Below are 12,507 nucleotides of genomic sequence, written 5' to 3' on the forward strand. Positions count from 1 at the left end.
CACGCTTGACCGTCATGTGTGAGGAAGCTGCCGGAGAGAGAACTCTCCGGCAGCTTGGGCCGATCGGCTAGAGATCGTCGGAAAACGACATTCAGCTGTTCTTGCCGCCTTTGCGACCGGCTTCGGAGGCCTTCTGACGGTCGTTGGCAAAGTTGCCACCGCTATGCTGCCCGCCTTTCTGGCCGGCCTGAGAGGCCTTCTGCGGGTCGTTGGCGAAGTTGCCACTGCTGCGCTGCCCGCCTTTTTGGCCGGCCTGAGAGGCCTTCTCCGGGTCGTTGGCGAAATTGCCGCTGCTGCGCTGTCCGCCTTTCTGACCAGCCTGTGAGGCTTTCTGCGGGTCGTTGGCGAAGTTGCCAGGGTTCTGGTTACGCTGTGCCATGATAAAACTCCTTGAATCCTTTCCGCATGGATATTCCAACCATGTACTTCCATTTACCGGGAATCCGGCACTGCTGGCGTCTGCCATCGTCTTTGAAGATAGAAGCCGCTTTTCAGAATCATCAAGAGAGTTGCTGTTTCCAAGTGAAAAGAAAGTTGTCCAGGCTTCCCCTCGAAGCGAGCCAGTTCGAAAAGTATTGTCGACAACTCGTTTCCCGCGCTTGGGAAGCGCCCTGGCATGGGGTAACATGCGGTGAACAATCGAAGAGCCCAAAGTGGCGGCCCCAGGCCCCGAGCCCGAGGAACCGGAGGAGAATCCATGGCTTTTGCCCAGAAATTCATCGTTGCCGATGACCATCCGCTGTTCCGTGCAGCGCTGACGCAGGCGCTGCGCCAGCTGGCGCCACAGGCCGAGATCGTCGAGGCCGATACCATGGAGGCGACTTGCGAGGTCGTTATTCGCCACCCAGATGCTGATCTGATCCTGCTCGACCTGCACATGCCGGGCGCCCATGGCTTTTCCGGTCTGATCCAACTGCGGGGGCAGACACCGGACATTCCGGTGGCGGTGGTTTCCGGCAGCGACGAGCCCCATGTGGTGCGTCGCGCGATCGACTACGGGGCTTCAGGCTTCATTCCCAAGTCGTCATCGCTGCAGTTGATCGCCGAAGCGGTCGGCGAGATCCTCGACGGCGAGGTATGGTTGCCCCAGGAACTGGCCGACTCGCTGGGCGATGCCAACGAGGAAGAGACCCGTTTCGCCGAGGCTATCGCCTCCTTGACGCCGCAGCAATTCCGGGTGCTCAACATGCTCACCGAGGGCCTGCTCAACAAGCAGATCGCCTATGAGCTGAACGTCTCCGAGGCCACCATCAAGGCCCACGTCACCGCCATCCTGCGCAAGCTGGGCGTACATTCACGCACCCAGGCGGTCATCGCGGCCCAGAAGCTTGAGGTTGAGCCGCCCAAGGTGGAATCCTAGCTTTGCGCTGTTAGCTTTGCGCTGTTAGCTTTGCGCTGTTAGCTTTGCGCTGTTAGCTTTGCGCTGTTAGCTCTGAGCTGTTAGCGAGGGGCCTACGACAATGTCGTAGGCCCCTCGTGTTTTGCATGATGCCGGTTGCTCGTTGCGTTAGGCGCTAGGCGCTCGACTGGCCTGCAGAGTGCGGGTCAGCAGGGCACGCAGGGCGGCGGGGCGAACCGGCTTCTGCAGCAGGTGGTAGCCGCTGCGGCGGATCTCCTCGGCCACTTCCTCGGTTCGGTCGGCGGTGATCACGATGCCAGGCACTGCGCCCTGCAACCGTTCGATCAGCGCTTCCAGTGCCATCAGGCCGGTCACTTCGTTGTCGAGGTGATAATCGGCCAGTATCGCATCCGGTTCGCCATCCAGATTGCGCAGAATCGACTTGGCACCGCCGATAGTCGTCGCGGTGAAGACCTCACAGCCCCAGCCCGAGAGCATCGCCTTCATACCCTCGAGAATGAGTGTCTCGTTGTCGATGCACAGGATCCGTGTACCGACCAGCTTGTTGCCCACGCGCCGCGGCGAGGCCGCTTCTTCGGCGCGCTCGGCCTCGCTGCGTGCGGCCACCACGGGTACGCTGACCGAGAACATGGTACCGATGCCCTCGCGGGAGAAAACCTTGATCGGGTGATCGAGCACACGGCTCATGCGGTCGGCGATCGACAGCCCCAGCCCCAGTCCCTTCTCGCTCTCCTTATGCCGTGAAGCCTGATCCAGGCGACGAAATTCCTGGAAGATTTCCGCCTGCTTGGACTCGGGGATACCCGGGCCTGAATCCCATACCTCGATGGTCAGGCGCGCACCGCGACGTCGGCAGCCCAGCAGTACCCGGCCCTCCTGGGTGTAGCGCAGTGCGTTCGACAGGAAGTTCTGCACGATCCGCCGCAACATCTGAGGATCGCTGTCGACCCAGGAGCGGGTCGGCACCACGACCAGATCGAGGCCGCGCTCCTCGGCCATGACTTCGAATTCGGCGCGCAGCGGACGGAAGATGTCGGACAGCGCGAAGTGGTTGCGCCGCGGGGTGAGGGCACCGGCGTCGAGCTTGGAGATGTCGAGCAAGGTGCCGAGAAGCTCTTCTGCAGCCTGCAACGAGTTGTCGATATGGCCGATGGTGCGCTTCATGTCCTCGGTCTCCATCTCCTGGGACAGCGCCGAGGTGAACAGGCGCGCCGCATTCAGCGGCTGCAGCAGGTCGTGGCTGGCGGCGGCGAGAAAGCGGGTCTTGGAGGCATTGGCATCCTCCGCCACCTGCTTGGCCTGGCGCAGGGCCTGTTCGGCCTCGGCCCGTACCCGGTTTTCCTGGCGCAGTGCGGTATTGGCTTCCGACAGTGCCTGGGTACGTTCGCGCACCCGTTCTTCCAGGGTCTCGTTGGTCTCCTTCAGGGCGATTTCGGCCAGGCGCCGCTCGGTGATGTCCTGATAGAGGGCAAAGAAACCAAGGATGGTACCGCTGTCGCCGAAGTGCGGGGTATAGGTCACCAGCATGTAGCGCAGGTCGTCGCCTAGGCGCAGCGACACTTCGAAATTGACTCGTTCGCCGGCCAGCGCCCGTTGGATCCAAGGCTCGCGCTCGAGCGCCATCCGGTCGTTGATGACACTATTGACGTGCTTGCCGATGACCTCGTTGCGGTCGATGCCGAAAGCCTGCTCGTAGGCGCGATTGGTGAAGAGGTAGCGGCACTCCTTGTCGAAGTAGGCGATCAGCGCAGGCACGTTGTCGGTATAGATGCGGATGTTGTTCTCGGAACGTATCAGCGCTTCCTCGATGCGCTTCTGCTGGGTGATGTCCTGGTAGGTATAGACGAAGCCGCCGCCCGGCATGGGGTTGCCCTGTACCTCGAGCACGCTGCCATCCTGACGGTAGCGCACGTAGCGATGGGGTTGGCCGTCACGAATGTTGTCGATCAGCAGCTGCACGTGTTCTTCCGGGTCGCCGGGCCCGTATTCGCCGTTATGCGCGTTGTAGCGGAATATCTTGTCCATTGGCGCACCGACCCGGATCAGGTGATCGGGGAAACGGAACAGTTCCAGATAGCGCTGGTTCCACACCACCAGGCGCATGTTCTGGTCGACTACGCTGATGCCTTGGTTGATGTTTTCGATGGTTGCCTGCAGCAGGGCGCGGTTGAACTCCAGCACCTGGGAGGCTTCGTCGACGATGGAGATCACGTCGGAGATGCCGATGCCGCGTCCCTGCAGTGCCGAGTTGACCACGATGCGCGCCGAGGAGGCTCCCAGCACCGAAGCCAGGAAGCGTTCGGTGAACTGGATGACGTCGATGGAGGCGCGGTTGCCGTCCTCCAGCGGTTTGCCGGCACGCCGGGCGTAGTCGTCGAAGGCGCGAGCCACCTGGCCGGCACCGAGGAAGCGCTCGCACAAGACCTTGAGGTCGCCGACGGTGGTGGCGCCGGTCCAGGGGCGGTTGACTGAGGTCTGGCGGGTTTCGACGCTGTCGACGAACAGCGAGGCCTGGATGCGTTCGACCACTCGCTGCGAGGTGACCTGGGAAACGAAGATGTAGCAGAACAGATTGACCCCGAGCGAGAGCATCACGCCATGGGTGAAGGAGTCGCCGAAGTTGAGTCCGAACAGTGCCGTGGGGGTCAGCCAGGGGTGGCCGAAAGGGCCGCCGGTTAGCCAGTCGGCCGGCAGCACACCAGCCTGGATCATCCCCGGCATGAGCAGGCTGTAGGTCCAGATGGCGAAACCGGCATTCATGCCCACCACCACGCCGAGCCGATTGCCACGCTTCCAGTAGAGCCCACCGATCAGCGCGGGAGCGAACTGGGCCGCTGCGGCAAAGGAGAGCATGCCGATCGATGCCAGCGAGGTGAACTCGCCGATCAGTTGGTAAAAGCCGTAGGCCAGCGCCAGGATAACGCCGATGGTGATGCGCCGAGCCTGGAGCACCAGGCGTCCATAGTCGCGTGGGCGGGCATCCAGCCAGCGCAGGCGGAACAGCAGCGGAATCACGATCTCGTTGGAAATCATGATCGACACGGCGACCGTGGCCACGATGACCATGCCGGTCGCCGCGGAGAAACCGCCGATATAGGTGAGCAGGGTCAGCCACTGCTGGCCGGCAGCCATCGGGAGCGCCAGCACGAAAGTGTCGGGCTCCACCGAGCCGTCGGGGAACAGGGCCAGGCCCGCAGCAGCAATGGGCAAAATGAAAAAGGCGAAGGCCACCAGGTAGAGCGGAAACAACCAGCGTGCCTTGGAGGCATCGTTGGGGTGGGTGTTCTCTACCACGGCGACGTGGAACTGGCGCGGCAGGCAGAAAATTGCCAGCATCGCCAGCAGCGTCTGAGCCCAGAAGCCGCGACCGAAGTCCTGGTCGGCTAGCTGGCGCTGAAGCTCCATCTGCGTATCGGCCAGCGCCATGAGCTCACCGAGCCCATCGAACATGCCCCAGGTGACGTAGGCGCCGAGCAGCAGGAAAGCCAGCAGCTTGACCATCGACTCGAAAGCGACGGCGTGGATCAACCCCTCGTGATGTTCGGTGGCATCGGTATGGCGAGTGCCGAACAGAATGGCGAACGCGGCCATCACGATGGCAACGAAGAAGGCCGTATCGGCAAAGAGCGGGGTGTGTGTGATGTCGGCGGCATCGGTCAGCACGGCGAACGAGGTCGACACGGCCTTCAACTGCAGGGCAATGTAGGGCAGCGTGCCGATCAGCGCGACCAGGCTGGCGAAGGCCGCCAGAGACTGCGCCTTGCCGTAACGCGAGGCGATGAAGTCGGCAATCGACGTGATGTTCTGCCGTTTGGCCACGCGAATCATCTTGGCCAGAATCGGCCAAAACAACAGGAAGGTCAGTATCGGTCCGACGTAGATGCTGGCAAAGGACCAGCCGGCAGTCGCCGCTTGGCCGACCGCACCGTAGAAACTCCAGGAGGTGCAGTAAATGGCCAATGCCAGAATGTAGATGACAGGCCGCTGGCGACTGGCGCCACGCCGACGAGCGTTACGATCGCCCAGCCAGGCGATGCCGAACAGGATGGCGATGTAGAGCAGTGATACGGCGATCAGCAGCCAACCGGCAAACATGCGCTTCCCCCCAGAAGATTGCCGACCATTCTAAAGGGTATTGCGACGCAAGGGCACGTGCCGGGCCGTTGGAGGCGTTACCCGTTGACGCAGACCGCCTCGTAAAGCCGTGAGGAAGAGTCCACTTCGCGTAGAGCCTGCAAGTTCGGGCTGGGCTCTTCGCCAACCAGTGGCACCATTTCCTGGGTCTTGCAGTTCATTAAATAGAGCTGATGATCCAGACGGTCCATGTACTCCTTCTCGAAGCGATAAAGGATGAATTCGACCAGGGGATCCCCCTCGGCTTCCATCTGCCTCATGCTGCTCCGATCGACCACGCTGAAGCCGACTGTCAGGGGGACGGCATAGGTCCAGGGGCGCCAGAACATGCGCTCTTCCTCGGTGTCGACCACCTGCGCCGTCGCCGGCAACTGGCTGCGCTTGTGCTCGAACCAGCTGTACTCGTGATTAATCTGGTAGCCGAGGATGCCCAGGCCAGCGAAGACAGGGACGATCCAGCGGGGCAGCCGCTTGCCGCTCAGGGTTCGGAGCAGCAGTCCGACGCCCGCAGCGCCCAGTCCGGCGAAGACCGCCGCAATCAAGTGCCAAATCATGTTGGTAACTTCCTGACAGCCATCGGGCTTCCCGAAGGAAGCCCGATGTGAGATGGGTTTCGGCACCGGGACGGCGCCGGGGTGGGATTATGACTCAGTGGTCGACCGCCATGCCAGCTCCCTTCGGATAGCGCACGCTTTCCACCAGATCCTGGATCTCCTGGGGCGGTGCCTGGGTCGCCTTGGAAGCGGCGAAGGCCACGGCGAAGTTGATGATGGCACCGATCGCGCCGATGGACAGCGGCGAAATGCCCAGCACCCAGTTGTCCGGGGTATCCGGCAGGTTATTTGTGCCCGGGATGAAGAACCAGCCCTTGTAGACGAAGATGTACGCCAGGGTGAAGACCAGGCCGGACAGCATGCCGGCGACGGCGCCAACGTTGTTCACCCGCTTGGAGAAGATCCCCATCATCAGTGCCGGGAACAGCGAGGCGGCGGCGATACCGAAGGCCAGCGCCACCACCTGAGCGGCGAACCCTGGCGGGTTGGCCCCCAGGTAGGTGGCCACGACGATGGCCACGGACATCGAGATCCGCGCCGCCATCAGCTCGCCCTTCTCGGAGATGTTGGGGTTGATCGAGCCCTTGATCAGATCGTGACTGATCGCCGAGGAGATGGCCAGCAGCAGGCCCGCAGCAGTCGACAGGGCCGCCGCAAGACCGCCCGCGGCGATCAAGCCGATGACCCAGCCGGGCAGATTGGCGATCTCCGGGTTGGCCAGTACCAGAATATCGTTGTTGACGGTCAGCTCGTTGCCTTCCCAGCCGCGATCGGTGAAGTCGGCGCTGCCGTTGTAGAACTGGATGCGGCCGTCGTCGTTCCTGTCCTCGAAGGCGATCAGGCCGGTTTCCTCCCAGGTGCGGATCCACTCGGGACGATCCTCGTAGAGGATGGGATTGGTGGCGGCGTCTTCCATGTTCTCGACCTGGCCCGCCATGTCCGGATAGATGGTGGTCATCAGGTTCAGGCGTGCCATGGAGGCCACGGCCGGTGCGGTCAGGTAGAGCAGGCCGATGAAGACCAGGGCCCAACCGGCGGACCAACGCGCGTCGGCCACCTTCGGCACGGTGAAGAAGCGGATGATGACGTGGGGCAGGCCGGCGGTGCCGATCATCAGCGTCAGGGTGAACAGCACCATGTTGAGCTTGTTGTCCACCATCGCCGTGTATTCATTGAAACCCAGTGCGGTGACCACCTCGTTGAGCTTGGCCAGCAGCGGCACGCCGGATTCGGCATGATCGGAGAACAGACCCAGAGGCGGAAGCGGGTTGCCGGTCAGTTCCAGTGAGATGAACACGGCAGGAATGGTATAGGCGATGATGAGTACGATGTACTGAGCCACCTGGGTATAGGTGATGCCCTTCATGCCGCCCAGCACTGAATAGAAGAATACTACCACGGCAGCAATGATCAGGCCGGTAGTCGAATCGACCTCCAGGAAACGGGAGAAGGCTACGCCCGCGCCCGCCATCTGACCGATGACGTAGGTCACCGAGGCCACGATCAAGCAGATCACCGCCACCAGTCGGGCCTGCTTGCTGTAGAAGCGGTCACCGATGAATTCGGGCACGGTGAACTTGCCGAATTTGCGCAGGTAGGGGGCCAACAGCATGGCCAGCAGTACGTACCCACCGGTCCAGCCCATGAGGAAGGTTGAGTTGGCATAGCCGCCGGCGGCGATGAGGCCCGCCATTGAGATGAACGATGCTGCCGACATCCAGTCGGCGCCGATCGCCATGCCGTTGGTGATCGGGTGAACCCCGCCGCCGGCGACATAGAAATCCTTCGTCGAGCCTGCCTTGGCCCAAATGGCGATGCCAATATAGATGGCAAAGGACGCGCCAACGAATAGCAGGTTGATGGCAAATTGACTCATGCTGGATTACTCCCCGAGGCCGAACTGCTGGTCGAGCCGATTCATCTTCCAGGCGTAGAAGAAGATCAGCACGATGAAGGTCAGGATGGAGCCCTGTTGGGCAAACCAGAACCCGAGATCAGTACCGCCGACAGGAATTCCTGAAAGCAGGGGGCGGAACAGGATGGCACAGCCGTAAGAGACGAATGCCCAGACGATCATGCAGCCGGTTATGAGGCGTAGGTTCGCCTTCCAGTATGCAGTGGCGTTGGATTTGTCATCAGCCATAGTGTTGCTCTCCACTTGTTTTTAAGGTTGGGAAGTCGTCAAGAGAGTTGCATGCTTCATCAGGGACGCACTAAGCGAGTCGAGTGGTAAGGACGATGACGCTGGCCAGCGCCTGATGTTCCCATTCTCCCTGCGGACGAGCCGCACTTCCCACCACGTCTGGTTACCGATAGTCGAACCGCTTTATCAATGTGCGATTGCCCTGAATGACACAGTGTCAATAGTGGTCAATAAATGTGGAAATTAAAATCCCAGACTTTGGTATCATGAGCAAACTATAATGATCTTATTGATTATTTTTCCCTTTTAAAACAGTAAGTTAATTTTCATTCTCTCAGGGGTAGAGGCGGTTGCTTCTGATCCGATAGGACGATTGTCTAGCGTTGGACTTTTGTCTATATCCTTCATTGTAAGACCATTGTCTAGTCTTAGGTGCGACACAGGAAGTCTCCTCCCTTTGACGTTGGTCTAGGTTATGTCCTGAAAGTAGGGGCTGTTATTCTGCCTCAAGAAGTCCGGTTCGATACCAGTGGCATCGAAATAGAGTGGAATTGTTTTCCTATTGTTTCAGGCGACAGGGATGTGCATGGCATGGGCTTGGGTTTCCCCTTGGTACTGTGACCTGCTCGCCAGGCCTCCTTTCAGACTCGTTCGGGTGCTGACGGCGATGGCGGCCGCACAACGAGGGCTCCAACATGATCGATGTCGATCTTTCCCAACCCCCGTTCTCTTTTCTGAGTGAAGAGGGGCGTGATCGCGTCCGCAATGGCATCGACCTGGCCTACTTCGACCGCGACGAGATCATTCTCGAAACCGGTCAGCCTGGTGAGTACGTCTTTCTCATCCACAAGGGAGAGGTGGCTGAATTGGACACCACCCTGCCGGGAGCCCGTGAACGAATCGGGCACTACACGGCAGGCGACCTGTTCGGTGCCATCAGCATTCTCAACGGAAAGAGCCGCTACCGCTTTCGTGCCGAGCAGGAGTGTCTCTGCTATCTGATGCCGAAGGCGTTGTTCCTGCAGTTGTGCGACGACTATCCCGCCTTTGCCGAGTTCTTCCGCCAGACCCTGGCGCACAAGGCACGTCTGCTGACCGAGCAGCGCGCCGAGGGTGGCGTGACCATGGCCGGCTTCATGCTGGCCAAGGTCAGCGAGTGCATGCGGCCGCCGCTGTGCATGGGGGCGGAGACGACCATCGCCGAGGCGGTGGCGAGGCTGCACGAGAGTCATGCCGACAGCCTGCTGGTGGAGGGCGACAGCGGAGCGGGAATGGTCACCAAGACCGACCTGCTCGAAGCGCTGGTGCTCCAGGAACGTGACAAGGAGAGTTCGCTTCAGCAGATCGCGCATTTCGAGTTGGTCACGGTACGCCCCGATCAGTACCTGTTCGAAGTACTCGTCATGATGACTCGCTTCAAGGTGGAGCGGGTCGTGGTAATGGAACGGGGGGAAGAACAAGCCCCGCCGATCGGTGTGGTGGAACTCACCGACGTACTCAGCTATTTCTCCAGCCGCAGCTATGTCGTCAGCCTGCAGGTCGAGCAGGCGGACAGCCTCGAGGCCCTGTTCCGCGCAAGCCGGCGTACGCCGGAACTGGTCAAGGCGCTCATGGCCCAAGGCGTCAAGCTGCGTTTTGCCATGGGTCTGCTGGCGGCGCTCAATGGGCGCATCATGTCCAAGGCCTGGGGCTTTCTCATCGACGAGCGCTACCACCAGCAAAGCTGCCTGATGGTGATGGGCAGTGAGGGGCGCGGCGAGCAGATTCTCAAGACCGACCAGGACAACGGCCTGATACTCGCCGATGGGCTCGAGTGGCCGGGTGTCGAAGCACAGATGCAGCGCCTCACCGACACGTTGATCGAACTGGGTTACCCGCCCTGTCCGGGCAATATCATGGTATCCAATCCCGAATGGGTCGGGAGCGTGTCGCAGTGGCGCGAGCGTATCGCCCGCTGGGCCGCGAAGCGTGACGGCGATAGCCTGATGAAGCTTGCCATCATGCTCGATTCCCACGCCGTGGCCGGCAACCCGGCTCTACTCGACCGTGTGCGCCAGTCCCTCTTCGAGCAATGCTCGCGTGACGAGCTACTGCTTTCCTATTTCGCTCGCACGGCGCTGCGCTTTTCAACACCGCTGACCCTGTTCGGCTCGCTGAAGAAGCCGCAGCACGGCATCGATATCAAGAAGGGCGGCATCTTTCCCATCGTGCATGGGGTGCGCACCATGGCGTTGGAGCGGGGCATCAAGCCCACTTCGACATTGGAGCGGCTCGAGGCCTTGGCTGCGGATGGAAGGCTGGAGGAGCGAGTCGCGGAGAATCTGGCCGAGGCGCTGTCGCTGTTCACCGAGCTGCGCCTGAAGCAGCAACTGGAACGGCTGGACGAGGATGTCGCCAGCAAAAGCCCGGATCGTGTCGTAGTGCAGCAGCTGTCGTCGCTGGAGCGCGACTTGCTGCGTGAGGCACTGCATATCGTCAAGGACTTCAAACAGAGCCTGTCGCAGCGCTATCACCTCGAATACTCCTGAGGCCGGCAGGCGCGAGAGACAGGCAGGAACGAACCAAGGAGGAACGGCATGTTTCGAGTTCTGCGCCGGGCCAATGATCGCCGTCGACATGCGGGCGGCGAGTATGGCTGGCTATTCCGTCCCTATACCGGGGATGAGCTGGTGGCCATCGATTGTGAAACCACCGGTGTCGATACGCGTATTGCAGAGCCCGTGTCCATCGGTGCCGTCAAGGTGCGTGGCGACAGGGTGCTGACCAGCGAGTCGCTTGATTTGCGCCTGAAGCGCCCCGCCACACTGACCGGCGACTCCATCCGCGTGCACGGTCTGCGCGGCATTGACCTGGATGACGGCGTCAACCTGGACGAGGCATTGGTAACGCTGCTCGACTTCATCGGCAACCGCCCGCTACTGGGCTGGCGGCTCGACTTCGACCTGGCCATCCTCAATCGCCAGATTCGTCCACGCTTCGGCTTCGACCTGCCCAACAGTGGTATCGATGTGGCGCAGCTGTACCACCGACAGCAGCGTCGTAGCGTGATGGAACCCGAGCTGCGATCGCAGCGCTTCGAGGCGGTAGCGGAAACTCTCGGCGTACCTGTCATGGGGCGCAATACCGCACTCGGCGACGCCGTAACCACGGCGCTGATGTACCTGCGTCTGGAGCGGGCCGTGCTGCAGGACCGCTGCGAGGCATGAGGTGCTGAATCGTTGCCATGGCGTCGCCTCCGGGCAACGGCAGTGGTAGGATGGCCCCGTCATTCACTACGCTCTGGCTACCCGTGACCATGCAAGATGCCGCGATTTTCGATCCCCTTGTTGCCGACAGCCCCGACGCTCACCAGGCGCAGGGAGAGGAGTTCGGGAAGAGCTCGCCGCTGGATGAACTCGACGCCAAGGCTCGTCGGGGATTCAACAAGCTGCAGAAGCGCCTGCGCCGCCAAGTGGGCAACGCCATCATCGACTACGGCATGATCCACGAGGGGGATCGGGTCATGGTCTGCCTGTCGGGTGGCAAGGACAGCTACACCATGCTCGAGATCCTGCGTAACCTGCAGCGCAATGCGCCGGTGAATTTCTCGCTGGTAGCGGTCAATCTCGACCAGAAGCAGCCGGGGTTCCCCGAGCACGTCCTGCCCGGGTATCTGGAGTCCACCGGCGTCGAGTACTACATCCTCGAGCGTGATACCTATTCGGTGGTCAAGGAGAAGACGCCGGAGGGCAAGACCACCTGTGCGCTCTGTTCACGGCTGCGTCGTGGTTCGCTATACGGTTTCGCCGAGGAGATCGGCGCGACCAAGGTAGCGCTGGGCCACCATCGAGAGGACATTCTCGAAACGCTGTTCCTCAACATGTTCTATGGCGGTAGCCTTAAGGCCATGCCGCCCAAGCTGCTCTCCGACGACGGCAAGAACATCGTCATCCGCCCCTTGGCTTACTGCCGCGAGGCGGACATCGCCGAGTTCGCTCGGCTGATGGACTTTCCCATCATTCCCTGCAACCTGTGCGGTTCTCAGCCCAACATGCAGCGCCAAGTGGTCAAGGAGATGTTGGCCGAATGGGAGCGCAAGCATCCCGGGCGCATCGAGACCATGTTCAAGGCGGTGACCAACGTGGCGCCCTCGCAGTTGGCCGACCGCGAGCTGTTCGACTTCGAGGGGCTCGAAGCCAAGCAGGCCCGTTTGCACGAGCGCCGGATCGATGCGTTGAATCTGTCGCCTGGCGGCTGAGTCCGAAACAGCCGATCCAAAGCGCAAAGCAAGAGACCCGCCCGGCCAATGCCGGGCGGGTCTCTCTTATTTCAACCGG

At 61.3% G+C, this 12,507-nt stretch carries 9 protein-coding genes; 4 read left to right on the plus strand and 5 right to left on the minus strand.

From position 1 onward, the window contains the following. Positions 1 to 91 precede the first annotated feature (91 nt). Complete coding sequence (locus tag HNO52_RS21405; protein WP_197567988.1) at positions 92 to 379, minus strand: con-10 family general stress protein; 288 nt, start codon at positions 377 to 379, stop codon at positions 92 to 94. 318 nt (positions 380 to 697) lie between these two features. Between HNO52_RS21405 and HNO52_RS04320 the strand changes: the two genes are divergently transcribed. After that, entirely contained in the window at positions 698 to 1,360 is a 663-nt protein-coding gene (locus HNO52_RS04320) for a LuxR C-terminal-related transcriptional regulator (protein ID WP_197567989.1), read from the plus strand. A gap of 147 nt (positions 1,361 to 1,507) precedes the next feature. On the opposite strand, the gene HNO52_RS04325 is transcribed toward HNO52_RS04320, so the two are convergent. The 4 genes from HNO52_RS04325 to HNO52_RS04340 form a co-directional block, all read right to left on the minus strand. Then, the gene (locus HNO52_RS04325; protein ID WP_197567990.1) at positions 1,508 to 5,455 is read right to left on the minus strand and encodes a hybrid sensor histidine kinase/response regulator; all 3,948 of its coding nucleotides are present in this window, start codon (positions 5,453 to 5,455) and stop codon (positions 1,508 to 1,510) included. 77 nt (positions 5,456 to 5,532) lie between these two features. Then, positions 5,533 to 6,048 (minus strand): hypothetical protein, encoded by a 516-nt coding sequence (locus HNO52_RS04330; RefSeq protein WP_197567991.1) that lies wholly within the window; start codon positions 6,046 to 6,048, stop codon positions 5,533 to 5,535. A gap of 94 nt (positions 6,049 to 6,142) precedes the next feature. Then, the gene (locus HNO52_RS04335) at positions 6,143 to 7,924 is read right to left on the minus strand and encodes a sodium:solute symporter family protein (protein ID WP_197567992.1); all 1,782 of its coding nucleotides are present in this window, start codon (positions 7,922 to 7,924) and stop codon (positions 6,143 to 6,145) included. Positions 7,925 to 7,930: 6 nt separating this feature from the next. Next, positions 7,931 to 8,191 carry a DUF4212 domain-containing protein gene (locus HNO52_RS04340; RefSeq protein WP_197449805.1) on the minus strand — a complete coding sequence of 87 codons (261 nt, stop codon included), beginning with the start codon at positions 8,189 to 8,191 and terminating at the stop codon, positions 7,931 to 7,933. Between the two features lie 695 nt (positions 8,192 to 8,886). Between HNO52_RS04340 and HNO52_RS04345 the strand changes: the two genes are divergently transcribed. Genes HNO52_RS04345 through ttcA form a run of 3 tightly spaced genes read left to right on the plus strand, consistent with a single transcriptional unit; the run spans position 8,887 to position 12,428 of the window. Beyond that, positions 8,887 to 10,719, plus strand: coding sequence for a DUF294 nucleotidyltransferase-like domain-containing protein (locus tag HNO52_RS04345; RefSeq protein ID WP_197567993.1), 1,833 nt, complete (start codon positions 8,887 to 8,889; stop codon positions 10,717 to 10,719). Positions 10,720 to 10,767: 48 nt separating this feature from the next. Then, a complete protein-coding gene (locus tag HNO52_RS04350) occupies positions 10,768 to 11,397 on the plus strand; it encodes a 3'-5' exonuclease (protein ID WP_197567994.1) in 630 nt (209 codons plus the stop codon). A 50-nt stretch (positions 11,398 to 11,447) separates the two neighbouring features. Beyond that, positions 11,448 to 12,428: a tRNA 2-thiocytidine(32) synthetase TtcA gene (gene ttcA, locus HNO52_RS04355; protein ID WP_232090556.1), complete on the plus strand. Its 981-nt coding sequence runs from the start codon at positions 11,448 to 11,450 to the stop codon at positions 12,426 to 12,428. The last annotated feature ends 79 nt before the right edge of the window (positions 12,429 to 12,507 follow it).

The organism is Halomonas sp. MCCC 1A13316 (genome assembly GCF_014931605.1).
Lineage (GTDB): Bacteria > Pseudomonadota > Gammaproteobacteria > Pseudomonadales > Halomonadaceae > Halomonas.

Coding starts and splice junctions, on each gene's coding strand:
- ttcA (WP_232090556.1), top strand. CDS start 11,448: ATGGCCCCGTCATTCACTACGCTCTGGCTACCCGTGACCATGCAAGAT.
- HNO52_RS04350 (WP_197567994.1), top strand. CDS start 10,768: ATGTTTCGAGTTCTGCGCCGGGCCAATGATCGCCGTCGACATGCGGGC.
- HNO52_RS04335 (WP_197567992.1), bottom strand. CDS start 7,924: ATGAGTCAATTTGCCATCAACCTGCTATTCGTTGGCGCGTCCTTTGCC.
- HNO52_RS04340 (WP_197449805.1), bottom strand. CDS start 8,191: ATGGCTGATGACAAATCCAACGCCACTGCATACTGGAAGGCGAACCTA.
- HNO52_RS04330 (WP_197567991.1), bottom strand. CDS start 6,048: ATGATTTGGCACTTGATTGCGGCGGTCTTCGCCGGACTGGGCGCTGCG.
- HNO52_RS04345 (WP_197567993.1), top strand. CDS start 8,887: ATGATCGATGTCGATCTTTCCCAACCCCCGTTCTCTTTTCTGAGTGAA.
- HNO52_RS04325 (WP_197567990.1), bottom strand. CDS start 5,455: ATGTTTGCCGGTTGGCTGCTGATCGCCGTATCACTGCTCTACATCGCC.
- HNO52_RS21405 (WP_197567988.1), bottom strand. CDS start 379: ATGGCACAGCGTAACCAGAACCCTGGCAACTTCGCCAACGACCCGCAG.
- HNO52_RS04320 (WP_197567989.1), top strand. CDS start 698: ATGGCTTTTGCCCAGAAATTCATCGTTGCCGATGACCATCCGCTGTTC.